Below are 25,986 nucleotides of genomic sequence, written 5' to 3' on the forward strand. Positions count from 1 at the left end.
GAGTAAAGAGGTTGACTATAGTCAACCTCTTTTTCAATACAGCAGTTTTAGGCTGTAATTTTATATTATTGGTGAGACTGCTGTATACTAATTAGTAAATAAACATTCTTTACAAAAAAGATAAAATTTTATGATTTCTTGATTATAATTATGTAAAATGGTAAGTAAGAGTTTAAAGGAGCGAATAAATCATGCAGCAAAGAAGGACCTCGTTAAGTGTACAATTTGACTATACACTCGACTTTTTTAGCCAGTATCAATACCTTTCAAAAGATGAAGATAAACATGCATTTTTAGAGAGTGGGCGAGGAGGCAGATATAGTATTGCGGGTGTTAAGCCATTTGCAACAGTCAAGGGGAAAGGTGAACAGCTGGTTATCACAAAAGATAATGAAATGACTGTTTTGGAAGGAAAACCCCTTGATCTATTTAAAGATTGGTTTAAGCAATATTATACAAGCTCAGATCCGGATCTACCTGATTTTCAAGGTGGGGCTATTGGCTTTATTAGTTATGACTGTGTACGACATTTTGAAACACTACCTGAAATTGCTATTGATGATTTAGAAACTCCTGATTTATATTTTTTATTATTTGATGATATTGCAATTTATGACCATCATACATCAAAATTATGGTTAATTACCCATTATTATCAAGAAGGTCAAATTCAAAAAGCTCATGAAAAATTAAAACAAATGAAGGAAAAGTGGACATCGGTACAGAAGGTAGCAATCAAAAACGACTTGAAGCAGGTTAAAACCTCTGATCCCATTATCTTTACAGAAGATGCCTTTAAAAGAGCAGTAGAATCAATAAAGGATTATATTGGACAAGGTGATGTTTTTCAGGTCAATTTATCTTTAAGGCAGCATTTTCAATTAGAAAATCATCCGCTTAAGATTTATGAAGCATTACGAAAAGTAAATCCTTCACCATATATGGCTTACCTGCAATTTCCTGATCTGCAAATTGTGAGCGGCTCACCTGAATTACTTGTAAAAAAGAAAGAAAACCTCGTAAGTACACGCCCTATTGCCGGAACACGTTCTAGAGGTAAAAATGAACAAGAAGATATAAGGCTGGCAAACGAGCTTATTCATAATGAGAAGGAAAGAGCTGAGCATGTTATGCTCGTAGATCTAGAAAGAAATGACTTGGGGCGTGTGTGTGAATACGGTTCTGTTCATGTTAATGAATTTATGGTGATTGAAAAGTATTCACATGTTATGCATATTGTCTCTAATGTACAAGGAACAATGAAAAAAGGTGCAAATTATGCAGATATTATCAAAGCGACTTTCCCAGGTGGTACAATAACAGGAGCTCCTAAAGTTCGAACGATGGAAATTATCGAAGAACTTGAGCCGACCAGAAGAGGGATTTATACGGGTTCAATAGGCTGGATTGGCTATGATGAAGATATGGAATTAAATATCGTTATTCGTACGATGGTAGCGAAAGACGGATATGGATATGTTCAATCTGGAGCAGGGATTGTAATTGATTCTAATCCGGATTATGAATATAAAGAAGCTTTAAAGAAAGCAAAGGCTTTAGTTAAAGCGATAGAGTTGAGCAAAGAAGAGAAAATATTAGGCTGAGGTGAGTATAGTGATTTTAATGATTGATAATTATGATTCATTTACGTTTAATTTAGTACAGTATTTAGGTGAGCTTGGTGAGGAATTAGTTGTTAAAAGGAACGATGAGATTACCATTTCGGAAATTGAAGAGTTAAACCCACAATTTTTAATGATTTCTCCAGGGCCGTGCAGCCCAAATGAAGCAGGAATAAGCATGGCAGCTATTGAACATTTCGCTGGCAAAATGCCAATTTTTGGTGTTTGCCTTGGACATCAATCGATTGCTCAAGTTTTTGGTGGAGATGTTGTTCGTGCTGATCGATTAATGCATGGTAAAACATCTGAAATGCATCATAACGGAGAAACTATTTTTAAGGGAATGGAAAATCCTTTTACAGCTACTCGTTATCATTCTTTAATTGTGAAGAATGAGACATTACCTGATTGCCTTGAAGTAACAGCATGGACTGAGGAAAATGAAATCATGGCTATTCGACATAAAACTTTACCGATAGAGGGTGTTCAATTCCATCCGGAATCGATCATGACATCGTTTGGGAAAGACTTATTAAAGAACTTTATTACTCAATACAAACCTGTAGAAAAGAGTTAAACAAAGTGTATATCTATCATAATTCAAAGTTTATAAAAGATTCTGAAGCCACGATTTCTCCATTTGATCATGGCTTTCTTTATGGTTTAGGTGTATTTGAGACGTTCCGGGTATATAAAGGTTTTCCGTTTTTATTACATGATCATCTTGACCGTCTTCAAGTTGCAATAGATGAGATAGGAATATCTTATAAAATAAACCGACAAGAGATTTTTGAAATTATTCAAGAGTTGATCGCACTTAATAATTGTGAATCGGAGGATGTTACGGTTCGTTTAAATATTTCTGCCGGTGATGGGGAAGTAGGACAACTACTCCAAGCTTATGATCACCCAACGATTCTTTGTTTTTTAAGAAAGGCTCCTTCGGCGAAAGTGATTGAAAAGAAGGCAATCATCCTAAAATTAAGGAGAAATACTCCAGAAGGAAATTACCGCCTTAAATCTCATCATTATTTGAATAATATTCTAGGGAAAAGGGAGCTTATTCAGACCCCTGATCTAGATGGAATTTTTTTAACTGAGCACGGCTTTGTTGCAGAGGGGATTGTCTCAAATATTTTTTGGGGAGATGAGAATGGAGTATATACACCATCTCTTGAAACAGGAATTCTCAATGGAATTACGAGGAAATTTGTCATTAGATGTTTAGAGACACTTCAAATACCTGTAATAGAGGGTTTTTTTGAAAAAGAACAAATGTTCGATTCTCGAGAAGTGATCATGACAAACTCATCACAAGAGCTTATAGCTATAAGAGATATTGACGGAAGTGAATTTGACGGCGAAAATGGAATAATTATTCAAAAGTTATATGATTTATATAAGAGCAATAAGACGAAACTATTAAGTATAGACGAGTTGCAAAGGGTTGAAAAAGATGAAACAAGTGACAATGACAAATCAGCAAATTAAATGTGGGAAATATATACTTAACATTCAGGATAAGACAATGATCATGGGCATTTTAAACATAACCCCTGATTCTTTTTCGGATGGCGGCCGTTATATTGATATAGAAAAAGCTGTAGAACATGCAAAAGAGATGATCAAACAAGGTGCAGATATTATTGATATTGGCGGAGAATCGACAAGACCAGGATCAACACTTGTTTCGGCTGAGGAAGAAATTAAACGTGTTATCCCCGTCATAAAAAGATTGTCTAAAGAGATTGAAGTACCTATTTCCATCGATACATATAAAGCGGAAGTAGCCAAGCAAGCCATTGAGGCCGGGGCTACAATTATAAATGATATATGGGGAGCAAAAGCGGATCAAGATATGGCGAAAGTCGCTGCTGCCTATAGTGTACCGATTATTCTTATGCATAATCGTGACAATCAAAACTATAATCAGTTAATTCCAGACATGATTGCAGATTTGAAGGAATCCGTTACAATAGTTAAAAATGCCGGAGTTAAGGACGAAAATATTATCCTGGACCCTGGTATTGGTTTTGCTAAAACGATGGATGACAACTTAGTTGTTATGAGGAATTTAGAAGCACTTGTACAATTAGGCTATCCTTTATTGTTAGCAACTTCCCGTAAAAGGTTTATAGGACATGTTCTTGATTTACCGCCAACAGAACGGATGGAAGGTACAGGTGCCACTGTATGTCTTGGAATACAAAAAGGTTGTCATATGGTTAGGGTCCATGATGTGTTAGAAATATCTAGAATGGCTAAGATGATGGATGCAATGCTTGGAAAGGGCGGGGAGCAAAATCGATAAGATTTATGTAAGTGGTATGGAGTTTTACGGGTACCACGGTGTGTTTAAAGAAGAAAATAAACTTGGACAACGATTTAGAGTTGATTTAGTGGTAGAATTAGATTTGAAGAAAGCCGGAGAAACTGACTCTTTAGAATATAGTGTAAACTATGCTTCATTATATAAAGCTTGCCAGGTTATTGTTGAAGGTCAGCCGTTGAAGCTTGTTGAGTCCCTTGCAGAACAAATTGCAGATAAAATCTTACTTGATTTTCCTTTAATATCCTATTGTACTGTAAAGGTTATTAAGCCGGATCCTCCTATTCCAGGACACTATAAAGAAGTTGCGGTGGAAATTAGAAGGGGAAGATCATGAAAAATCATGCCTATATAGCTCTTGGGTCGAATATAGGAGACCGAGAGCAATATCTCATAGACGCCATAAAGAAGATTCATAATTACCCAAATATTAAAGTGGTAAATATATCCTCTATTTATGAAACGGATCCAGTTGGTTATACAGATCAAGATGTATTTTTAAATATGGTAATTTCCATTAATACTGATCTAACAGCATTTCAACTACTATCAGTTTTACAGGAAACTGAAAAGCAGTTAAATCGCAAACGAGAAATCAGGTGGGGACCGCGAACTTTAGACCTTGACATTTTGTTATTTAATTATGAAAATATTGAAGCAGAACAATTAATTGTTCCTCATCCTCGGATGCATGAACGAGCTTTTGTTCTTATTCCATTATTTGAGTTAAATCAACATGTAAGAATACCTAGTAAAGATGAGCCAATCTCGACTATCATAGATCAATTACACGATAAAGAAGGAGTACGAATATGGAAGCAGAAAAATGGGGTAGACGTATTCGCGCTTTTAGAAAGTTAAAAGGATATACCCAAGAAAGCTTTGCGAAAGATCTTGGTGTTTCTGTTTCTGTATTAGGAGAAATAGAAAGAGGCAATCGTGAACCCAGCAAAGAGTTTTTAGAGGATGTGGCTAAATCTCTTAATGTAACAATTGAAGAGCTAAGTCCAAATGATGTTGATAGATAGGAGGTTAGAAAAAATTGTTTAAAATTGGCGATATTGAATTAAAGAACTGTGTTGTTCTGGCACCAATGGCTGGAGTTTGTAACTCAGCATTTCGTTTAACAGTAAAAGAATTTGGTGCAGGTTTAGTATGTGCGGAAATGGTCAGTGATAAAGCCATCCTATTAAATAATGCAAGAACAATGGGAATGCTTTATATAGATGAACGTGAAAAACCACTAAGCTTGCAAATTTTTGGTGGAGAAAAAGAAACGCTAGTTGAAGCAGCTAAATTTGTTGATAAAAATACAACGGCTGATATCATTGATATTAACATGGGATGTCCTGTTCCAAAGATAACTAAATGTGATGCGGGTGCCAAGTGGTTATTAGATCCCAACAAGATCTATGATATGGTAGCATCTGTAGTTGAAGCGGTTGATAAACCTGTTACAGTTAAAATGCGTATGGGATGGGATGATGAGCATATTTTTGCTGTCCAAAATGCGCAGGCTATTGAACGTGCAGGAGCTAAAGCAGTTGCTCTTCATGGCCGTACAAGAGTACAAATGTATGAAGGAACGGCTAATTGGGATATCATTAAAGAAGTGAAAGAATCAGTTAATATCCCTGTAATAGGCAACGGTGATGTGACAACACCTCAAGATGCGAAGCGCATGCTTGATGAAACAGGTGTTGATGGTGTCATGATTGGACGTGCAGCTTTAGGTAATCCATGGATGATCTATCGAACCGTAAAATATTTAGAAACCGGTGAGTTAATGGATGAGCCGGGAGTACGTGAAAAAATGGAAGTTTGTAAGCTTCATTTAGATCGTTTAATCGCGCTAAAAAATGAAAAAATCGCTGTGCGTGAAATGAGAAAGCATGCAGCTTGGTATCTAAAGGGTATTCGAGGAAATGCCAAAGTCCGCAACGATATTAATTTGATGAATACTAGAGATGAATTTGTTACACTTTTGGATGAATTTGTTTTAGAAATGGAAGCAAAAGAAAAAAGTGCTAGTCAAGCAGGCTAATTCTATGGTTTTTATACTGCCGGTAAATCTGGCAGTTTTCTGCTTTTTTTAATTAGGAAGAAGGAGTGTTATAGATGAGTCAGGAAGAAATGAATCAAGAAGAATTAAGTGATCAACTTAAAGTCCGAAGAGAGAAATTACATAACTTAAGAGAAAAAGGGTTAGACCCATTTGGTAAACGTTTTGAGCGAACACATCAAACAGAAGATATTATTGCAGAGTACAGTGAGTTTGAGAAGGAAGAACTAGAAGAAAAAGAAGTCTCTATTACAATTGCAGGTAGAATTATGACGAAGCGTGGAAAAGGGAAAGCGGGCTTTGCTCATATTCAAGACTTAACTGGTCAAATTCAGATTTATGTTCGTAAAGATGATATTGGTGAAGAAGCTTATGAAATCTTTAATACAGCTGACCTTGGAGATATCATCGGTGTTACGGGTGTTATTTTCAAAACAAAAGTGGGTGAGCTGTCAATAAAAGTTAAGTCATTTGAATTATTAACAAAATCCCTACGTCCACTCCCTGATAAGTTTCATGGTTTAAAAGATATCGAACAACGCTATCGTCAGAGATATGTTGATTTGATTATGAGCCCTGACAGTAAGAAAACTTTTATTACAAGAAGTAAAATTATACAAGCTATGCGACGTTATTTAGATGATCACGGGTACTTGGAAGTAGAGACACCTACAATGCATTCAATCCCAGGTGGAGCTTCTGCACGTCCATTTATTACACACCATAATGCTCTTGATATGCCATTGTATATGCGTATTGCTATTGAGCTCCATTTAAAACGACTCATTGTCGGTGGATTAGAAAAAGTTTATGAAATAGGCCGTGTATTTAGAAATGAGGGTGTTTCAACACGACACAACCCTGAATTTACAATGATTGAGCTTTATGAAGCATATGCTGATTATCAAGATATTATGACATTAACTGAAAATGTCATTGCACATATTGCAAAAGAAGTATTAGGAAGTACAACGGTTCAGTATGGGGAGTATGAGGTTAACCTTGAACCTCAATGGACAAGACTTCATATGGTAGATGCTATTAAAGAACATACTGGTGCAGACTTTTGGAAAGAGATGTCTGTTGAAGAAGCGCGTGAATTAGCGAAACAGCATAATGTTGAAATTAATGAACATATGCAGTATGGTCATATTATTAATGAGTTCTTTGAACAAAAAGTTGAAGAAAAGTTAATTCAACCAACTTTTATTTACGGTCACCCGGTAGAAATTTCTCCATTAGCTAAGAAAAATGACGAGGATTCTCGCTTTACGGATCGTTTTGAGTTGTTTATCGTGGCGCGTGAACACGCTAATGCATTCACTGAGCTAAATGATCCAATTGATCAAAAAGAACGTTTTGAGGCTCAGTTGAAAGAGCGTGAGCAAGGAAATGATGAAGCACATATGATGGACGAAGACTTTATAGAAGCATTGGAATACGGAATGCCTCCAACAGGTGGATTAGGCATCGGTATTGATCGTTTAGTTATGTTATTAACTAATTCTCCATCAATAAGAGATGTATTGTTATTCCCGCAAATGAGACATCGTTAATAATAGACTCCTGCGTTTGCAGGAGTTTTAATTTTTTTTGAAAAAAGTTCTTGATTTAATTATTAGGTGATGGTATATTTGAATACGTTGCTGCGAAACATGCAGTTAACTAAATGAAACAAAACAAAAAAGTTGTTGACAAACAACTTGGGGTTTTGTTACAATATAAAAGTTGTGTTAAATAAAAATGATCTTTGAAAACTAAACAAAACCAAGCGTGCCAACGTTAATTTCGATTAACAAAAACGTACTATATAATAGTACAAAACTTTTATGAGCTATATCAAACACTTTATTGGAGAGTTTGATCCTGGCTCAGGACGAACGCTGGCGGCGTGCCTAATACATGCAAGTCGAGCGAATCTGAGGGAGCTTGCTCCCAAAGATTAGCGGCGGACGGGTGAGTAACACGTGGGTAACCTGCCTGTAAGATTGGGATAACTCCGGGAAACCGGAGCTAATACCGGATAACATTTTGAACCGCATGGTTCAAAATTGAAAGATGGTTTTGGCTGTCACTTACAGATGGACCCGCGGCGCATTAGCTAGTTGGTGAGGTAACGGCTCACCAAGGCAACGATGCGTAGCCGACCTGAGAGGGTGATCGGCCACACTGGGACTGAGACACGGCCCAGACTCCTACGGGAGGCAGCAGTAGGGAATCTTCCGCAATGGACGAAAGTCTGACGGAGCAACGCCGCGTGAACGATGAAGGCCTTCGGGTCGTAAAGTTCTGTTGTTAGGGAAGAACAAGTACCAGAGTAACTGCTGGTACCTTGACGGTACCTAACCAGAAAGCCACGGCTAACTACGTGCCAGCAGCCGCGGTAATACGTAGGTGGCAAGCGTTGTCCGGAATTATTGGGCGTAAAGCGCGCGCAGGCGGTTTCTTAAGTCTGATGTGAAAGCCCACGGCTCAACCGTGGAGGGTCATTGGAAACTGGGGAACTTGAGTGCAGAAGAGGAGAGTGGAATTCCACGTGTAGCGGTGAAATGCGTAGAGATGTGGAGGAACACCAGTGGCGAAGGCGACTCTCTGGTCTGTAACTGACGCTGAGGCGCGAAAGCGTGGGGAGCGAACAGGATTAGATACCCTGGTAGTCCACGCCGTAAACGATGAGTGCTAAGTGTTAGAGGGTTTCCGCCCTTTAGTGCTGCAGCAAACGCATTAAGCACTCCGCCTGGGGAGTACGGTCGCAAGACTGAAACTCAAAGGAATTGACGGGGGCCCGCACAAGCGGTGGAGCATGTGGTTTAATTCGAAGCAACGCGAAGAACCTTACCAGGTCTTGACATCCTTCGCTACTTCTAGAGATAGAAGGTTCCCCTTCGGGGGACGAAGTGACAGGTGGTGCATGGTTGTCGTCAGCTCGTGTCGTGAGATGTTGGGTTAAGTCCCGCAACGAGCGCAACCCTTGATCTTAGTTGCCAGCATTCAGTTGGGCACTCTAAGGTGACTGCCGGTGACAAACCGGAGGAAGGTGGGGATGACGTCAAATCATCATGCCCCTTATGACCTGGGCTACACACGTGCTACAATGGATGGTACAAAGGGCTGCAAGACTGCGAAGTCAAGCCAATCCCATAAAACCATTCTCAGTTCGGATTGCAGGCTGCAACTCGCCTGCATGAAGCCGGAATCGCTAGTAATCGCGGATCAGCATGCCGCGGTGAATACGTTCCCGGGCCTTGTACACACCGCCCGTCACACCACGAGAGTTTGTAACACCCGAAGTCGGTGGGGTAACCGTAAGGAGCCAGCCGCCTAAGGTGGGACAGATGATTGGGGTGAAGTCGTAACAAGGTAGCCGTATCGGAAGGTGCGGCTGGATCACCTCCTTTCTAAGGATATGAGGCATGCTTGGTATTTTGTTTAGTTTTGAGAGATCATACGATCTTTCAATAAGTAAGAAAACACATAGGAGTGAAAATGCATTCAGCATTTGATGATCCTGTGCTTTATGTTCCTTGAAAACTAGATAACGAAAACAATTCAAGTAATTCACTGAGTTTAAACGCTTAGTTTAGTGATTCTCTTAATAATGTAAGTGACATCTTTGATGTCAAAGGTTAAGTTGTTAAGGGCGCACGGTGGATGCCTTGGCACTAGGAGCCGATGAAGGACGGTACTAACACCGATATGCTTCGGGGAGCTGTAAGTAAGCTTTGATCCGGAGATTTCCGAATGGGGAAACCCACTGCTCGTAATGGAGTAGTATTTTTACCTGAATACATAGGGTAATAAAGGCAGACCCGGGGAACTGAAACATCTAAGTACCCGGAGGAAGAGAAAGCAAACGCGATTTCCTGAGTAGCGGCGAGCGAAACGGAATTAGCCCAAACCAAGAGGCTTGCCTCTTGGGGTTGTAGGACACTCTATACGGAGTTACAAAGGAACGGAGTAAATGAAGAGGTCTGGAAAGGCCCGTCAAAGAAGGTAACAACCCTGTAGTTGAAACTTCGTTCCCTCCAGAGTGGATCCTGAGTACGGCGGGACACGTGAAATCCCGTCGGAAGCAGGGAGGACCATCTCCCAAGGCTAAATACTCCCTAGTGACCGATAGTGAACCAGTACCGTGAGGGAAAGGTGAAAAGCACCCCGGAAGGGGAGTGAAAGAGATCCTGAAACCGTGTGCCTACAAGTAGTCAAAGCCCGTTAATGGGTAATGGCGTGCCTTTTGTAGAATGAACCGGCGAGTTACGATCCCGTGCAAGGTTAAGTTGATAAGACGGAGCCGCAGCGAAAGCGAGTCTGAATAGGGCGAATGAGTACGTGGTCGTAGACCCGAAACCAGGTGATCTACCCATGTCCAGGGTGAAGTTCAGGTAACACTGAATGGAGGCCCGAACCCACGCACGTTGAAAAGTGCGGGGATGAGGTGTGGGTAGCGGAGAAATTCCAATCGAACTTGGAGATAGCTGGTTCTCTCCGAAATAGCTTTAGGGCTAGCCTTGAAATGAGAGTCTTGGAGGTAGAGCACTGATTGGACTAGGGGCCCCCATCGGGTTACCGAATTCAGTCAAACTCCGAATGCCAAAGACTTATGTTCAGGAGTCAGACTGCGAGTGATAAGATCCGTAGTCAAGAGGGAAACAGCCCAGACCACCAGCTAAGGTCCCAAAGTATACGTTAAGTGGAAAAGGATGTGGAGTTGCTTAGACAACCAGGATGTTGGCTTAGAAGCAGCCACCATTTAAAGAGTGCGTAATAGCTCACTGGTCGAGTGACTCTGCGCCGAAAATGTACCGGGGCTAAACGTATCACCGAAGCTGTGGATTGTTCTTTTAGAACAATGGTAGGAGAGCGTTCTAAGGGCTGAGAAGCGAGACCGGAAGGACTCGTGGAGCGCTTAGAAGTGAGAATGCCGGTATGAGTAGCGAAAGAGGGGTGAGAATCCCCTCCACCGAATGCCTAAGGTTTCCTGAGGAAGGCTCGTCCGCTCAGGGTTAGTCGGGACCTAAGCCGAGGCCGAAAGGCGTAGGCGATGGCCAACAGGTTGAAATTCCTGTACCACCTCCTCACCATTTGAGCAATGGGGGGACGCAGAAGGATAGGGTAAGCGCGCTGTTGGATATGCGCGTCCAAGCAGTTAGGCTGACAATGAGGCAAATCCCATTGTCACATAAGCTGAGCTGTGATGGCGAGGGAACTATAGTACCGAAGTTCCTGATTCCACACTGCCAAGAAAAGCCTCTAGCGAGGTGAGAGGTGCCCGTACCGCAAACCGACACAGGTAGGCGAGGAGAGAATCCTAAGGTGAGCGAGAGAACTCTCGTTAAGGAACTCGGCAAAATGACCCCGTAACTTCGGGAGAAGGGGTGCTTTTTAGGGTGAATAGCCCGGAAAAGCCGCAGTGAATAGGCCCAGGCGACTGTTTAGCAAAAACACAGGTCTCTGCGAAGCCGCAAGGCGAAGTATAGGGGCTGACGCCTGCCCGGTGCTGGAAGGTTAAGGGGAGAGGTTAGCGCAAGCGAAGCTTTGAACCGAAGCCCCAGTAAACGGCGGCCGTAACTATAACGGTCCTAAGGTAGCGAAATTCCTTGTCGGGTAAGTTCCGACCCGCACGAAAGGCGTAACGATCTGGGCACTGTCTCAACGAGAGACTCGGTGAAATTATAGTACCTGTGAAGATGCAGGTTACCCGCGACAGGACGGAAAGACCCCGTGGAGCTTTACTGTAGCCTGATATTGAATTTTGGTACAGCTTGTACAGGATAGGTAGGAGCCTGAGAAGCCGGAGCGCTAGCTTCGGTGGAGGCGTCGGTGGGATACTACCCTGGCTGTATTGAAATTCTAACCCACAGCCCTGATCGGGCTGGGAGACAGTGTCAGGTGGGCAGTTTGACTGGGGCGGTCGCCTCCTAAAATGTAACGGAGGCGCCCAAAGGTTCCCTCAGAATGGTTGGAAATCATTCGTAGAGTGTAAAGGCACAAGGGAGCTTGACTGCGAGACCTACAAGTCGAGCAGGGACGAAAGTCGGGCTTAGTGATCCGGTGGTTCCGCATGGAAGGGCCATCGCTCAACGGATAAAAGCTACCCCGGGGATAACAGGCTTATCTCCCCCAAGAGTCCACATCGACGGGGAGGTTTGGCACCTCGATGTCGGCTCATCGCATCCTGGGGCTGTAGTCGGTCCCAAGGGTTGGGCTGTTCGCCCATTAAAGCGGTACGCGAGCTGGGTTCAGAACGTCGTGAGACAGTTCGGTCCCTATCCGTCGTGGGCGTAGGAAATTTGAGAGGAGCTGTCCTTAGTACGAGAGGACCGGGATGGACGCACCGCTGGTGTACCAGTTGTCTTGCCAAAGGCATAGCTGGGTAGCTATGTGCGGAAGGGATAAGTGCTGAAAGCATCTAAGCATGAAGCCCCCCTCAAGATGAGATTTCCCATCACATTAGTGAGTAAGATCCCTGAAAGATGATCAGGTTGATAGGTCAGAGGTGGAAGCGCGGTGACGTGTGGAGCTGACTGATACTAATCGATCGAGGACTTAACCTAACAATAAGCGAATGCTTAGTGAATTGAATTGTGAATCGTTATCTAGTTTTGAAGGAATATGTATTCTTTCAATCTAATTTCATAGTAAGTGGGTTTCGAGAAACGAACAGTTCAAGGAATCGATTGAGGAGACACCGGAGCGTACTTCAGTACGTGAGGATGTTGACGAATGAGATGACGCAGAAATGTGAAGTTTATCGGAAGCCGTAAACTATATTATTTGGTGATGATGGCGAAGAGGTCACACCCGTTCCCATGCCGAACACGGAAGTTAAGCTCTTCAGCGCCGACGGTAGTTGGGGGTTTCCCCCGGGGAGAGTAGGACGTTGCCAAGTAAAGAGAGGAAGAAAAGATCAGTAGAGATACTGGTCTTTTTTTGTATTTAATAAAACAATTGCCAAAACCGGAGGTTTTTCGTAAAGATGTAGAGACAAGGTATAATTACTAGCCTGAGGATTGGGAGAAGCATATATCAAGGAACTTCTACTAGAGCTACACGTCCTGTGGCAACGTAGAAGTCAGCACATCCTGTGCAAGTAAGGAAACGCAGAGAGAGATGACCGGAGTGAGCGTTCTTAGCACATGAGGTCTGAACGAACAAGCTGACGCGGAGATTAGCCGCTTATCGCAAGCCGATATTCGAACACGGAAGTTAAGCTCTCAGCGCCGATGGTAGTTGGGGGTTCCCCCCTGTGAGAGTAGGACGTTGCCAAATAGAAGAGGAAGAAAAGATCAGTAGAGAGCTGGTCTTTTTTTTGTTAATAAAACAATAGCCAAAAAGTTGAAGGTTCTTCTGGAAATAACATTACACTTGTCCTTGCTATCTCAAAATATAAAAATCCTTATTTGAAAAGGGAATATTTAAATGTAATTCATAAATGCTCCATTCAGAAATAAAAAATAAAATAAAAAAATTTTCAATAAAAGTGTTTGATGTTATACAACCGCGTATATATATAATAAAATATGTTTTAACTAACTGGGAGAAATGCATATGGAGTTGTGGGGATATATTGATCAAGATACATATATTATGTTTTTCCGTATCTTTATTGCTGCAATCTTATGTGGAATTATAGGGTTAGAGCGTGAATTTAAGAGTCACCCTGCTGGTTTCAGAACTCATTTATTAGTGGGGATTGGTTCATGCTTAATGATGATTTTATCGCTTTATGGATTTGAAGATTATCTAAAAAATCATGATAATAGTCAGTTTGATCCTGCTAGAATACCTTCATATGTTATAAGCGGTATTGGATTTCTTGGTGGAGGAACCATATTAGTTAAAGGAGCTACTGTAAGAGGTCTAACTACTGCGGCTTCTATTTGGATTGTTGCAGGTTTAGGGTTGATTATTGGCTCTGGTATGTATATTTTAGCTGCGTTCACAACGATTATTGTTTTAATGTGTTTAATTTTCTTAAATAAACTTGAAGAATATATGAGCGCGAAAAAGACGCGCAGGAAAATGAAAGTCGTTGTTAATTCAAATCGATCTACTGTGGATGAAGTTATTGAAAAGTTAATATCGCATAAAATAAAAACAAATAAAGTTGTCATGACTTCTTGTAAAAAAGATAGAGATGGTACAGTTACCTTTTATTATCAATTTGATATAGATGTTGACGCTACCCAAAATGGTATTCTTGAGAAGGTTCTTATTGATATAAATGAAGTGGAAAAAATATATTAAAAAGGTTTTACAAGCCTCAAATTTGGCAATATTTAAAATGAAACAGAAGAGTTGAAAAATTTTTCTGTTCGTTTTATAGTTAGATTAAAGTCAAATATAGTCAAAGTCAGTGAGGGGGAGGTTGAGTGAGAAATATTTCAGACATTATTGAACAGTACTTAAAGAGTGTGCTGAACAGTAGTGGAAAAGAAATTGTTGAAATAAAGCGCAGTGAAATTGCAGATCGATTTCAATGTGTGCCTTCACAGATAAACTATGTTATTAATACAAGATTTACAATTGAAAGAGGTTACGTGGTTGAAAGTAAACGCGGTGGTGGGGGATATATCCGGATTATTAAAGTTCGTGCTGATAATCAAGCCCATTTGCTGGAACAGATTTTACGTTTAATTAACCAAAGGCTATCACAGGCTGCTGCTGAAGATATTATCGGTAGATTAGTTACCGAAGAAGTTATTTCTTCTCGTGAAGCAAAACTTATGTTAAGTGTTATTGATCGTTCTGTTTTATATATTGAACTTCCCCATCGGGATGAATTAAGGGCAAGAATGGTTAAAGCCATGTTAACTTCATTGAAATATAAGTGAAAGTAGGGGAGACGGATGATTTGCCAGGAATGTAACGAAAGGCCGGCAACGTTTCACTTTACAAAAGTGATCAATGGTGAAAAAACAGAAGTTCATATTTGTGAACATTGTGCAAAAGAAAATAGTGATCTTTTTATGTTTAATACAAATACAGGTTTTTCACTGAATAATTTATTAACAGGCCTACTCAATATGGACCACGGTATTGCGAAGTCGGAAGAGCAAAATGCTTTTAAAACAGAAGAACTCCCACAATGTGACCGTTGTAAGATGACGTTTCACCAATTTAAAAAAGTAGGAAGATTTGGCTGCTCTAACTGTTATTCTACATTTAAACATTATATAACTCCAATTCTTAAAAGGGTTCATGGTGGAAATACACATCATACCGGGAAAATACCTAAAAGAATTGGGGGCGATCTTCATGTTAGGAAAGAGATTGAAGAATTGAAAAGTCAAATCCATACCTACATTGTTCAAGAAGAGTTTGAACAGGCGGCTAAAGCCAGAGATCAAATTAGGTTACTTGAAAAGAAATTAAGCAGCTCCAATGAGGAGGGATCATAAGTATGTCACTCCAAAACTTTATGAATAATGCAATGAGTGCCTGGATGAGTCAAGAAGGTCCTGATTCAGATATTGTGTTAAGCAGTCGTATTCGTTTAGCTCGAAATATTGAAAAGTATAAATTCCCAACACTTTCTACTAATGAAGAGTTACAAGATGTTCTAAATTTCTTTGAACACACATATGCAAATAAAACATTCCAAAATATTGGTCATTTGGAACTTCTAAAAATGAATGAGCTGCAACCAATTCAAAAGAGGGTGTTAGTAGAGAAGCATTTAATTAGTCCTAATCTTGCTGATCATTCCATCTCTGGAGGTTGTTTACTTTCGGAAAATGAAGAAGTAAGTATTATGCTGAATGAAGAAGATCATATTCGTATTCAGTGTTTATTTCCGGGGTTTCAGCTTGGAGAGGCATTGAGTATGGCCAATCAATTGGATGACTGGATTGAAGAAGAAGTGAATTATGCGTTTGATGAACAAAGAGGTTATTTAACGAGTTGCCCTACAAATGTAGGTACAGGTCTAAGAGCCTCAGTCATGATGCATCTGCCTGCTCTTGTCCTAACGCAAAAAATCAATCGCATTATTCCGGCAATTAATCAATTAGGATTAGTTGTTAGAGGAATTTATGGTGAAGGTAGCGAAGCTATAGGGAATCTCTTTCAAATCTCAAATCAAATTACACTTGGTAAATCTGAAAAAGATATTGTAGAGGATTTAATTAGTGTTGTTCAACAATTGATTGACCAAGAGAGATCAACCCGTGAAGCCCTTTATCAGTCCTCTCATACCCAACTTGAGGATCGGGTATACCGTTCTTTTGGAACCTTAGCATACAGCCGGATTATTGAATCAAATGAAACGGCAAAATGTTTGTCTGATGTTCGACTTGGAATTGATTTGGGTATTATTAAAGACATATCCAGAACAATCCTAAACGAACTTATGATTTTAACTCAACCAGGATTTTTACAGCAGTATTTTGGTGGACCATTACGTCCTAATGAAAGAGATATTCGACGGGCAGCACTCATTAGAGAGCGTCTAAATCTAGAAATGGATCGTAATAAACGGATGGAGGATGATGAATCATGATGTTTGGAAGATTTACAGAGCGCGCTCAAAAGGTATTAGCATTAGCACAAGAAGAAGCAGTTCGTTTAGGACATAATAATATTGGAACAGAGCATATTCTATTAGGTCTTGTAAGTGAAGGAGAAGGAATTGCTGCTAAAGCTTTGTTAGCATTAGGACTAGGGCCTGATAAAATTCAAAAAGAAGTAGAAGGCTTAATCGGAAGAGGTCAAGATGCATCACAAACAATCCATTATACACCAAGAGCAAAAAAGGTCATTGAGCTATCAATGGATGAAGCGAGAAAGCTGGGGCACTCATATGTTGGTACAGAACATATTCTTCTTGGTCTTATCCGTGAAGGAGAAGGAGTAGCAGCAAGAGTACTTAATAATTTAGGAGTAAGTTTAAATAAAGCGAGACAACAGGTTCTTCAATTACTAGGAAGTAATGAATCCTCAGCAAATCATCAAGGCGGAGGCATTACAAATGCCAATACACCAACTTTGGATAGTTTGGCCCGGGATTTAACAGCTATTGCTAGAGAAGGCAGCTTAGATCCGGTAATTGGAAGAAGCAAAGAAATCCAACGTGTGATTGAAGTGTTAAGTAGACGTACTAAGAATAACCCGGTATTAATTGGTGAGCCTGGAGTAGGTAAGACTGCCATCGCTGAAGGCTTAGCCCAACAGATTGTACAAAATGAAGTTCCTGAGATTTTAAGAGATAAACGTGTAATGACTTTAGATATGGGAACAGTTGTTGCCGGTACAAAATACCGAGGTGAGTTTGAAGATCGTCTTAAAAAGGTAATGGATGAAATCCGCCAAGCAGGAAACATTATCCTTTTCATTGATGAATTACACACATTAATTGGTGCTGGTGGAGCAGAAGGAGCAATAGATGCTTCGAATATCTTAAAACCTTCATTAGCAAGGGGTGAGTTGCAATGTATTGGTGCAACAACGCTTGATGAATATAGAAAATATATTGAAAAGGATGCAGCGTTAGAGCGTAGATTCCAACCAATACAAGTAGATGAACCGACTGTTGACGAAAGCGTTCAGATCTTAAAAGGATTACGTGACCGTTATGAGGCGCATCACAGAGTATCGATTACTGATGAGGCAATTGATGCAGCAGTAAAATTATCAGATCGTTACATTTCAGACCGTTTTCTACCAGATAAAGCAATTGATTTAATTGACGAAGCAGGATCAAAAGTACGCTTGCGTTCTTTTACAACACCTCCAAATCTAAAAGAACTGGAGTTAAAACTTGAAGAAATTCGCAAGGAAAAAGATGCATCTGTTCAAAGTCAGGAATTTGAAAAAGCAGCATCTTTACGCGATACAGAACAACGTCTACGCGAACAATTAGAGGAAACGAAGAAGACATGGAAAGAAAAGCAAGGCCAGGAAAATACTGAAGTAACGGTAGAAGATATCGCAATGGTTGTTTCTAGCTGGACCGGTGTTCCTGTTTCCAAATTAGCTCAAACAGAAACCGATAAACTTCTTAACATGGAAAGTCTACTGCATTCTAGAGTTGTTGGTCAGGAAGAAGCTGTTGTGGCTGTTGCAAAAGCGGTTCGACGTGCTCGTGCAGGATTAAAGGATCCTAAGCGTCCGATTGGTTCTTTCATTTTCCTAGGGCCTACAGGTGTCGGAAAAACCGAGCTTGCAAGAGCATTAGCTGAATCTATCTTTGGTGATGAGGATGCTATGATCCGTATAGATATGTCAGAATATATGGAGAAACATTCTACTTCCCGTTTAGTTGGTTCACCTCCAGGATATGTTGGGTATGATGAAGGTGGTCAATTAACAGAGAAAGTAAGAAGAAAACCTTATTCAGTTGTTCTTTTAGATGAAATTGAAAAGGCACATCCTGATGTATTTAATATCTTGCTTCAAGTGTTGGAAGATGGACGATTAACAGATTCAAAAGGACGTACAGTGGACTTTAGAAATACGATCTTAATTATGACATCCAATGTTGGAGCAAGTGAGTTAAAACGAAATAAATATGTTGGATTTAATGTGCAGGATGAAACACAAAATTACAAAGATATGAAGGATAAAGTTATGAATGAATTGAAACGTGCATTCAGACCGGAATTCATTAACCGTATCGATGAAATTATCGTGTTCCATTCTTTAGAGAAGAAACATTTAAAAGAAATCGTTTCGTTAATGTCAGACCAATTAACCAAACGACTAAAAGAACAAGATTTATCACTTGAGCTAACAGAGTCTGCTAAAGAGAAAATTGCTGATGAAGGTATTGATTTAGAATATGGAGCAAGACCATTACGTCGTTCTATACAGAAAAATGTTGAAGACCGTCTTTCTGAGGAACTATTAAAAGGAACAATTAATAAAGGTCAGAAAATTATTTTAGATGTTGAAAATGGCGAATTTGTTGTCAAAACCGATGAGAAAGAAGAAGTAAAGGCAAATTAACATATGAAAAAAGTTGAGGCACACTTTCTGTTGTGTGCCTCACTTTCTTTTTAGTTGAAAATCAAATCCACTTACATATTCCAACACATGTTAAAATTTTAAAATGAACATTTATCCCCAAACGATTTGTTTGTATTTACTATCATAATTTGCTCGTCTACTTGCTAATCTAATAAGAGAGGAATATTTGAATGGCGAAATCAAAGGTGAAATTTATTTGTCAATCCTGTGGTTATGAATCACCAAAATGGATGGGAAAATGCCCAGGCTGCGGTGAATGGAATAAGATGACAGAAGAAGTACTAAAGTCTGCATCTCCTCGTAGGGCAGTGTTTGCTCATTCTAACCAAACTGTACAAAAACCCTCCCCCATAACAACAATTGAAACAACCCAAGAACCAAGAATATTTACAAATTTAAAAGAATTTAACCGTGTATTAGGCAGTGGTATTGTGAAAGGATCTCTAGTGCTAATTGGTGGGGACCCTGGAATTGGAAAATCGACATTGTTATTACAAGTATCTTCCCAGTTGGCAGATAACGGGAATGATGTTTTATATATTTCTGGCGAGGAATCGGTAAAGCAAACAAAATTAAGAGCGGATCGTTTAGGAGTAAAGTCAAATAAATTACTAGTCTTATCAGAAACAGATCTAAGCTTTATTTCAAAAGCTATCGAGGATACGAATCCATCCTTTGTTGTAGTAGACTCTATACAAACTGTCTACCATAGTGAAATAAGTTCTGCACCAGGTAGTGTATCACAGGTAAGGGAATCAACTGCAGAATTAATGAGGATTGCCAAAACAAAAGGTATTGCGATTTTTATTGTGGGCCATGTTACAAAAGAGGGATCAATAGCAGGGCCAAGATTACTTGAACATATGGTTGATACTGTGTTGTATTTTGAGGGAGAAAGACACCACACATATAGGATTCTTCGCGCAGTGAAAAACCGCTTTGGGTCTACAAATGAAATGGGTATTTTTGAAATGAAGGAAGCTGGTTTAGAAGAAGTTCTAAATCCTTCTGAAATATTTCTTGAGGAGCGCTCAAAAGGTGCAGCAGGTTCAACCGTAGTTGCATCTATGGAAGGTACACGCTCTGTTTTAGTTGAAATACAGGCACTTATATCTCCAACGAGCTTTGGAAATCCACGAAGAATGGCCACAGGTATAGATCATAATCGGGTACCATTGTTAATGGCTGTTTTAGAAAAACGAGTAGGTCTTTTATTGCAAAATCAAGATGCTTATCTAAAAGTAGCCGGCGGTGTAAAACTAGATGAACCTGCGATTGATTTAGCTGTTGCTGTAAGTATCGCATCAAGCTTTAAAGATGCACCACCAAAACCGACAGACGTAATTATTGGTGAAGTAGGATTAACTGGTGAAGTTCGAAGAGTATCAAGAATTGAACAGAGAGTAATCGAGGCAGCTAAGCTCGGATTTAAGAGAGCAATTATTCCAGAAGCAAATATTGGAGGATGGAATCCACCGGAAGACATTGAAATAATTGGGGTTAAAAATGTAGCGGAGGCTCTCCAGAAAACTTTAGGAGGATCGTAAATGACAGACATAGAGAGTAAGTCGGGTGAAAAGACATTAAACGAAATTCTGCAGTTTGTTGCACCGGGGACACCTATAAGAGAGGGAATTGAAAATGTCCTTCGCGCAAAAACAGGTGGTTTAATTGTCGTTGGTCATAATGAAAAGGTAAAAAAGGTTATTGATGGCGGCTTTGCAATAGGGTGTGCTTTTTCATCGGCTCATTTATATGAACTAGCAAAAATGGACGGAGCAATTATTTTGAGTGATTCCGGTAACAAAATTATGTATGCAAATGCACAACTGGTCCCCGACTCTTCAATTTATTCTTCGGAAACAGGAATGAGGCACAGAACCGCAGAGCGTGTGGCGAAACAGACTGGTAATTTAGTAATTGCGATCTCTCAAAGAAGAAATGTCATTACGTTGTATCATGGAGAGCTTAGATATGCACTGCGTGAAATTGGTGTTATTTTAACAAAGGCTAACCAGGCTATTCAAACATTGGAAAAATATAAAATAGTCCTTGATCAATCCATTTTAACATTAGGTGCTTTAGAGCTCGAAGAACTCGTTACTTTTAAAGAAGTATTACAAGTGCTTCACCGTTTTGAGATGGTCTTGAGAATTAAAGATGAAATTATTGACTATGTGAATGAGTTGGGAGCAGAGGGGCATTTGATTAGACTGCAGTTAGCAGAACTTCTTACAGGTGTAGAGGAGGAAGCAGCACTGTTAATTAAAGATTATGCCCAAGACAAATCAGTTGATCCTTACCCTATTATCCAACAGCTTCAAGATCTATCCAGCTTTGAGCTTTTAGAAGATGCAGTTCTTTTCAAATTACTTGGTTATTCTTCTTTTACGAATGTAGATAGTCCAGTTATTTCAAGAGGTTATCGTATTTTAAACAAAATTCCGCGACTACCCACGATAATTATTGAAAATTTAGTGACAACATATAAAAATTTGAAACTTATTATGGGCGCATCCGTAGAACAGTTAGATGAAGTGGAAGGGATAGGTGAGGTAAGGGCAAAGAAAATCAAAGAAGGTTTAAAAAGATTACAAGATCAGCTTCTCATTGATCGTCATATATAAGAAGATTTCATGAAACTTTTCATATTTTTGTTTTAATTACTGAAAAATAGGGTATATTAAAATTGTTTTTATTGTGTGGATTTGGTTCAACATTACAAGCTTGTATCAATCTATTTACAAATTAAGATAACTATTTCACAAGCTTCAGAATTAGGATAAAGTAGTAATAACTCAGAGGGAGGTGAAGGTATGTTAATTAAACGCATAATCCAATTGCTTTTTCTAAGTATCGGTGGAATGCTGGGAATTCTTTTTATACCGGAACTACTTGAATTAATGAATATGCAGGACATACCTTTTATTAACACGCCTTATACATTGGCAGTAATAGGTGCAATTATATTTTTTATCGTAACGTTTTGGTTAGTTGATTATGTTGTAAATTGGATTAAAGTATTAGAAGAGGCTGTTGTTAAGGCTCCTGTAACAGATGTACTATTTGGTAGTTTAGGATTAATCTTTGGTCTTATAGTTGCTTTTCTTATTGTTATTCCTTTAAAAGATATCCAATACCAGGTATTTAACACCATCATTCCAATCTTTTTAACGCTATTATTAGGATATTTAGGGTTCCAGGTCGGTTTCAAGAAAAGAGACGAACTTATTAATTTATTCTCTGCTCCAAATCGTATTGGAAAGAAAAAAGGCGGGCCTGACGAAGAAGTAGAAAATGAGGATAAAAAGTTAAAAATTTTGGACACAAGTGTCATCATTGATGGAAGAATCGCTGATATTTGTCAAACAGGGTTTTTGGAAGGAACGATTGTTATTCCTCAATTTGTATTAGAGGAGCTCCAGCATATTGCCGATTCATCTGATGTATTAAAGAGAAATCGCGGTAGAAGAGGACTGGATATCCTGAATAGAATTCAAAAAGAACTTTCAATAAATGTAGAGATTTATGAAGGTGATTTTGAAGAAATTCAAGAGGTAGACAGTAAATTGGTTAAATTGGCTAAGCTTACATCGGGTGTTGTCGTAACCAATGATTTTAATTTAAATAAAGTATGTGAACTTCAAAAAGTTGCTGTATTAAATATTAATGATTTAGCAAATGCTGTTAAGCCGGTTGTATTGCCTGGAGAGGAAATGAATGTTCAGGTTATTAAAGATGGCAAGGAACACAATCAAGGGATTGCTTATCTAGATGATGGAACGATGATCGTTGTTGAGGAAGGCCGAAATTATATTGGCAAACATATTGATGTATTAGTAACAAGTGTTCTTCAGACGTCAGCTGGAAGAATGATCTTTGCCAAGCCAAAGCTTTTAGAAAAAGCACTGTAATTATATAAAAGTGGGGTCAGGTTCCAGGCAAAAGGAACCTGGCCCTTTGTTTTATATATTTTATTATTCTATTAGAAAGTATAAAATGGAATGGGGACAGATAAAGATATTAGAGTTCCGAAAACCACAAATGTTCCATTAACGTAAAATTTAATTCGTTTAAGGAGTAACTTTATGAACTATCAAGTAATCATACCTGCTGCAGGACAAGGGAAGCGTATGAAAGCAGGGAAAAACAAACAATTTATCGAGTTGAATGAAACACCTATCATTATTCATACATTAAAAGTATTTGAAGAACATACCCAATGTTCAGGTATTATCTTGGTTATTAATGAATCGGAAAAAGCTGATTTTCAATATCTTATTGAAAAGTTTCGAATACAAAAGGTTCATCAATTTGTCCTAGGTGGTACTGAAAGGCAGTATAGTGTTTATAATGGGTTAAAGGCAGTGAAAGATGATGAACTTGTACTTGTTCATGATGGTGCAAGACCATTTGTTACTCAAAAGAGAATTGAGAATTTAGTGGAAAAGGCAGTTGATACAGGAGCAGCCATTCTTGCTGTCCCTGTAAAGGACACCATTAAAAAAGTCGAAGAAGGAATTGTCTCTGAAACTGTTGAAAGATCAACTCTATGGTCTGTACAAACACCACAGGCCTTTCAAATAAAATTGCTTTTAGAGGCACATGATAAAGCAAGAAATGAAGGATATCTAGGTACAGATGATGCAAGTTTGTTAGAAAGAGTGGGACGACCTGTATCAATTGTAACAGGGGATTATACGAATATAAAAATCACAACACCAGAAGACCTCTATATTGCAGAGGCTATCTTAAAGAGAAATGGGGAGAAAAAATGATAAGAGTAGGACAAGGATTTGATGTGCACCAATTGGTGGAAGGGCGTTCTCTAATTATTGGCGGTATTGAAATCCCTTATGAACAAGGACTATTAGGTCATTCAGATGCTGACGTTTTATTACATACAGTTGCAGATGCCTGTTTAGGTGCGATTGCAGAAGGAGATATAGGAAAACATTTTCCGGATACAGATCCGGATTTTAAAGATGCTGATTCAGCTAAATTGTTAGCTCATGTTTGGGACCTGGTGAAAAGTCGAGGGTACGAATTAGGAAATATTGATTGTACGATTATCGCACAAAAACCAAAGATGGCTCCATATATTGATCAAATGAGAACACGTATTGCGGAACTCTTGGAAGCAGATATTTCACAGGTAAATGTTAAAGCAACAACAACAGAGAAGTTGGGTTTCACTGGCAGACAAGAGGGAATTGCCTCACAAGCAACAGTGTTAATACAGAAGCGCTCGTAAATAGTTTAATTATTTTTGTGTCTTATCATCTTTGGTGATAAAATGAATTCTGATTATACTATGATGTGAACGATAAGGTTTTTTACATATAGGATTTTACTGAGAAATAACGGAGGTAGAAAAAATGACAAATGAAGTTAGAGTACGTTATGCCCCAAGCCCAACGGGACATTTACATATTGGTAACGCAAGAACAGCATTATTTAATTATTTATTTGCAAAAAATCAAGGCGGTAAGTTCATTATCCGAATTGAAGATACAGATAAGAAACGAAATATCGCTGGTGGAGAGGAAAGCCAGCTTAAGTACTTGAGATGGCTTGGAATTGATTGGGATGAAAGTGTTGATGTTGGTGGAGAGTACGGTCCATATCGCCAATCAGAAAGAAATGATATTTATAAAAAATATTATGAAGAGCTTCTAGAAAAAGGATTGGCTTATAAATGCTATTGCACGGAAGAAGAATTAGAAAAAGAGCGTGAAGAACAAATTTCACGTGGTGAAACGCCTATGTATTCCGGTAAGCATGCAAACTTAACGGTTGAAGAGCAAAAGGAATTGGAAGCAAAAGGCTTAAAGGCAAGTATACGTTTTAGAGTCCCGGCTAATAAAGAATACCGATTCTTTGATATGGTCAAAGGAGACATTTCTTTTGAATCTGAAGGCATGGGTGATTTTGTTATTGTCAAGAAAGATGGTACACCAACTTATAACTTTGCTGTTGCTGTTGATGACCATCTTATGAAAATCTCCCATGTTCTTAGAGGAGAAGATCATATTTCAAATACTCCAAAGCAAATGATGATTTATGAAGCTTTTGGATGGGAAATCCCTATTTTTGGTCATATGACATTAATTGTGAATGAAAGCCGTAAGAAGTTAAGTAAGCGTGATGAATCAATTATTCAGTTCATTGAGCAGTATGAAGAACTGGGCTATTTGCCAGATGCGTTATTTAATTTTATTTCTTTACTTGGATGGTCACCAGTAGGAGAAGAAGAAGTATTTACGAAGAATCAGCTTATTGAAATATTTGATGCAACTCGTTTGTCAAAATCACCGGCTGTATTTGATACACAAAAATTAGCATGGATGAATAATCAATATATTAAACAACTTGAGGTAGAAAAACTTATTCCACTTGCATTACCGCATTTAGTGAAGGCAGGTAAAGTTCCTGAAGATATGGGCAATGAAGAAAAGGAAAGAACAAACCAGTTAATTGCTTTGTATCAAGATCAACTAAACTACGGTGCAGAAATAATTCAATTAACTGAACTATTCTTCAAAGAAGACATTAGCTATGATGAAGAAGCTAAACAAGTTCTTGAAGGGGAACAAGTTCCTGAAGTGCTAAAAGCTTTTCAGCATGAAATTAAGCATGCAGATGATTTTACAGCTGAAACAATTAAAGGTTTAATTAAGGCTGTACAAAAAACATCAGGTCAGAAAGGCAAAAATTTGTTTATGCCAATTCGTGTTGCAACAACAGGGCAAACACATGGACCTGATTTGCCAAAATCTATCGCAGTATTAGGAAAAGATACTGTCCTAACAAGAATAAAAAATATTATTAGTTAACATTTAGATAAAAATGTAATATAGTAGGGTTAACTATATTTAAAGCGTTGATAAGGAGAGTAGAGTTTTATTTCCTTCTTAGAGAGAACCCTCAGAGGCTGGAAGGGGTTTAAGAGAAATAATTCTTGAAATGCACCTTTGAGTCTTTTACTAAACGTCTTTTAAAGCGAC

General features: G+C 38.9%; 20 protein-coding genes, 3 rRNA genes and 1 other annotated feature (1 of these 24 running past the window's edge). All 23 genes read left to right on the top strand.

Annotation, left to right across the window (positions count from 1 at the left end):
• Positions 1 to 191 precede the first annotated feature (191 nt).
• Complete coding sequence (locus tag BK577_RS12005; protein WP_078433074.1) at positions 192 to 1,604, top strand: anthranilate synthase component I family protein; 1,413 nt, start codon at positions 192 to 194, stop codon at positions 1,602 to 1,604.
• A 10-nt stretch (positions 1,605 to 1,614) separates the two neighbouring features.
• A complete protein-coding gene (gene pabA, locus BK577_RS12010) occupies positions 1,615 to 2,199 on the top strand; it encodes an aminodeoxychorismate/anthranilate synthase component II (protein ID WP_078433075.1) in 585 nt (194 codons plus the stop codon).
• A 5-nt stretch (positions 2,200 to 2,204) separates the two neighbouring features.
• On the top strand, positions 2,205 to 3,113 hold the full coding sequence (gene pabC / locus BK577_RS12015) for an aminodeoxychorismate lyase (protein WP_078433076.1): 909 nt from the start codon (positions 2,205 to 2,207) through the stop codon (positions 3,111 to 3,113).
• Positions 3,079 to 3,933 (top strand): dihydropteroate synthase, encoded by an 855-nt coding sequence (gene folP / locus BK577_RS12020; protein ID WP_078433077.1) that lies wholly within the window; start codon positions 3,079 to 3,081, stop codon positions 3,931 to 3,933. Before pabC ends, folP begins: the two co-directional genes overlap by 35 nt.
• Positions 3,926 to 4,288, top strand: a complete 363-nt coding sequence (gene folB / locus BK577_RS12025; RefSeq protein WP_078433558.1) for a dihydroneopterin aldolase — start codon at positions 3,926 to 3,928, stop codon at positions 4,286 to 4,288. Before folP ends, folB begins: the two co-directional genes overlap by 8 nt.
• Entirely contained in the window at positions 4,285 to 4,812 is a 528-nt protein-coding gene (gene folK, locus BK577_RS12030; RefSeq protein WP_078433078.1) for a 2-amino-4-hydroxy-6-hydroxymethyldihydropteridine diphosphokinase, read from the top strand. Before folB ends, folK begins: the two co-directional genes overlap by 4 nt.
• On the top strand, positions 4,764 to 4,979 hold the full coding sequence (locus BK577_RS12035; RefSeq protein ID WP_026562675.1) for a helix-turn-helix domain-containing protein: 216 nt from the start codon (positions 4,764 to 4,766) through the stop codon (positions 4,977 to 4,979). The genes folK and BK577_RS12035 overlap by 49 nt, the downstream gene beginning before the upstream one ends.
• A gap of 14 nt (positions 4,980 to 4,993) precedes the next feature.
• Complete coding sequence (gene dusB, locus BK577_RS12040; protein ID WP_078433079.1) at positions 4,994 to 5,995, top strand: tRNA dihydrouridine synthase DusB; 1,002 nt, start codon at positions 4,994 to 4,996, stop codon at positions 5,993 to 5,995.
• Positions 5,996 to 6,069: 74 nt separating this feature from the next.
• Positions 6,070 to 7,569 (top strand): lysine--tRNA ligase, encoded by a 1,500-nt coding sequence (gene lysS / locus BK577_RS12045; RefSeq protein ID WP_169908233.1) that lies wholly within the window; start codon positions 6,070 to 6,072, stop codon positions 7,567 to 7,569.
• A 292-nt stretch (positions 7,570 to 7,861) separates the two neighbouring features.
• Positions 7,862 to 9,411 (top strand): 16S ribosomal RNA (locus tag BK577_RS12050).
• A 226-nt stretch (positions 9,412 to 9,637) separates the two neighbouring features.
• A 23S ribosomal RNA gene (locus tag BK577_RS12055) occupies positions 9,638 to 12,567 on the top strand.
• 219 nt (positions 12,568 to 12,786) lie between these two features.
• A 5S ribosomal RNA gene (rrf, locus tag BK577_RS12060) occupies positions 12,787 to 12,902 on the top strand.
• The 16S, 23S and 5S rRNA genes sit together here, the layout of an rRNA operon.
• Positions 12,903 to 13,561: 659 nt before the next feature.
• Positions 13,562 to 14,260 (top strand): MgtC/SapB family protein, encoded by a 699-nt coding sequence (locus BK577_RS12065; RefSeq protein WP_078433080.1) that lies wholly within the window; start codon positions 13,562 to 13,564, stop codon positions 14,258 to 14,260.
• 125 nt (positions 14,261 to 14,385) lie between these two features.
• On the top strand, positions 14,386 to 14,847 hold the full coding sequence (locus BK577_RS12070) for a CtsR family transcriptional regulator (protein ID WP_078433081.1): 462 nt from the start codon (positions 14,386 to 14,388) through the stop codon (positions 14,845 to 14,847).
• 15 nt (positions 14,848 to 14,862) lie between these two features.
• Entirely contained in the window at positions 14,863 to 15,414 is a 552-nt protein-coding gene (mcsA, locus tag BK577_RS12075) for a protein-arginine kinase activator protein McsA (protein WP_078433082.1), read from the top strand.
• Between the two features lie 2 nt (positions 15,415 to 15,416).
• Complete coding sequence (gene mcsB / locus BK577_RS12080; protein ID WP_078433083.1) at positions 15,417 to 16,514, top strand: protein-arginine kinase McsB; 1,098 nt, start codon at positions 15,417 to 15,419, stop codon at positions 16,512 to 16,514.
• Complete coding sequence (clpC, locus tag BK577_RS12085; protein ID WP_026561193.1) at positions 16,511 to 18,958, top strand: ATP-dependent protease ATP-binding subunit ClpC; 2,448 nt, start codon at positions 16,511 to 16,513, stop codon at positions 18,956 to 18,958. The genes mcsB and clpC overlap by 4 nt, the downstream gene beginning before the upstream one ends.
• Positions 18,959 to 19,149: 191 nt before the next feature.
• Entirely contained in the window at positions 19,150 to 20,526 is a 1,377-nt protein-coding gene (gene radA / locus BK577_RS12090; RefSeq protein WP_026561194.1) for a DNA repair protein RadA, read from the top strand.
• Positions 20,527 to 21,606 (top strand): DNA integrity scanning diadenylate cyclase DisA, encoded by a 1,080-nt coding sequence (disA, locus tag BK577_RS12095; protein ID WP_078433084.1) that lies wholly within the window; start codon positions 20,527 to 20,529, stop codon positions 21,604 to 21,606.
• Between the two features lie 189 nt (positions 21,607 to 21,795).
• Positions 21,796 to 22,893, top strand: coding sequence for a PIN/TRAM domain-containing protein (locus BK577_RS12100; protein WP_078433085.1), 1,098 nt, complete (start codon positions 21,796 to 21,798; stop codon positions 22,891 to 22,893).
• Between the two features lie 174 nt (positions 22,894 to 23,067).
• Positions 23,068 to 23,757, top strand: coding sequence for a 2-C-methyl-D-erythritol 4-phosphate cytidylyltransferase (gene ispD / locus BK577_RS12105; RefSeq protein WP_078433086.1), 690 nt, complete (start codon positions 23,068 to 23,070; stop codon positions 23,755 to 23,757).
• Entirely contained in the window at positions 23,754 to 24,233 is a 480-nt protein-coding gene (ispF, locus tag BK577_RS12110) for a 2-C-methyl-D-erythritol 2,4-cyclodiphosphate synthase (protein ID WP_078433087.1), read from the top strand. The genes ispD and ispF overlap by 4 nt, the downstream gene beginning before the upstream one ends.
• A 124-nt stretch (positions 24,234 to 24,357) precedes the next feature.
• Entirely contained in the window at positions 24,358 to 25,815 is a 1,458-nt protein-coding gene (gene gltX, locus BK577_RS12115; protein ID WP_078433088.1) for a glutamate--tRNA ligase, read from the top strand.
• Between the two features lie 38 nt (positions 25,816 to 25,853).
• Positions 25,854 to 25,986 (top strand) — a binding site (T-box leader); it runs 107 nt beyond the window's last position.

This window comes from Metabacillus halosaccharovorans, from assembly GCF_002019635.1.
In the GTDB taxonomy this organism is placed as follows: Bacteria; Bacillota; Bacilli; order Bacillales; family Bacillaceae; genus Metabacillus; species Metabacillus halosaccharovorans.

What these genes read in the sequence shown, in the direction of transcription:
- BK577_RS12005 (WP_078433074.1), top strand. Translation starts at nt 192, where the DNA reads ATGCAGCAAAGAAGGACCTCGTTAAGTGTACAATTTGACTATACACTC.
- folP (WP_078433077.1), top strand. Translation starts at nt 3,079, where the DNA reads ATGAAACAAGTGACAATGACAAATCAGCAAATTAAATGTGGGAAATAT.
- folK (WP_078433078.1), top strand. Translation starts at nt 4,285, where the DNA reads ATGAAAAATCATGCCTATATAGCTCTTGGGTCGAATATAGGAGACCGA.
- BK577_RS12035 (WP_026562675.1), top strand. Translation starts at nt 4,764, where the DNA reads ATGGAAGCAGAAAAATGGGGTAGACGTATTCGCGCTTTTAGAAAGTTA.
- lysS (WP_169908233.1), top strand. Translation starts at nt 6,070, where the DNA reads ATGAGTCAGGAAGAAATGAATCAAGAAGAATTAAGTGATCAACTTAAA.
- BK577_RS12065 (WP_078433080.1), top strand. Translation starts at nt 13,562, where the DNA reads ATGGAGTTGTGGGGATATATTGATCAAGATACATATATTATGTTTTTC.
- mcsA (WP_078433082.1), top strand. Translation starts at nt 14,863, where the DNA reads ATGATTTGCCAGGAATGTAACGAAAGGCCGGCAACGTTTCACTTTACA.
- mcsB (WP_078433083.1), top strand. Translation starts at nt 15,417, where the DNA reads ATGTCACTCCAAAACTTTATGAATAATGCAATGAGTGCCTGGATGAGT.
- clpC (WP_026561193.1), top strand. Translation starts at nt 16,511, where the DNA reads ATGATGTTTGGAAGATTTACAGAGCGCGCTCAAAAGGTATTAGCATTA.
- radA (WP_026561194.1), top strand. Translation starts at nt 19,150, where the DNA reads ATGGCGAAATCAAAGGTGAAATTTATTTGTCAATCCTGTGGTTATGAA.
- disA (WP_078433084.1), top strand. Translation starts at nt 20,527, where the DNA reads ATGACAGACATAGAGAGTAAGTCGGGTGAAAAGACATTAAACGAAATT.
- BK577_RS12100 (WP_078433085.1), top strand. Translation starts at nt 21,796, where the DNA reads ATGTTAATTAAACGCATAATCCAATTGCTTTTTCTAAGTATCGGTGGA.
- ispD (WP_078433086.1), top strand. Translation starts at nt 23,068, where the DNA reads ATGAACTATCAAGTAATCATACCTGCTGCAGGACAAGGGAAGCGTATG.
- ispF (WP_078433087.1), top strand. Translation starts at nt 23,754, where the DNA reads ATGATAAGAGTAGGACAAGGATTTGATGTGCACCAATTGGTGGAAGGG.
- gltX (WP_078433088.1), top strand. Translation starts at nt 24,358, where the DNA reads ATGACAAATGAAGTTAGAGTACGTTATGCCCCAAGCCCAACGGGACAT.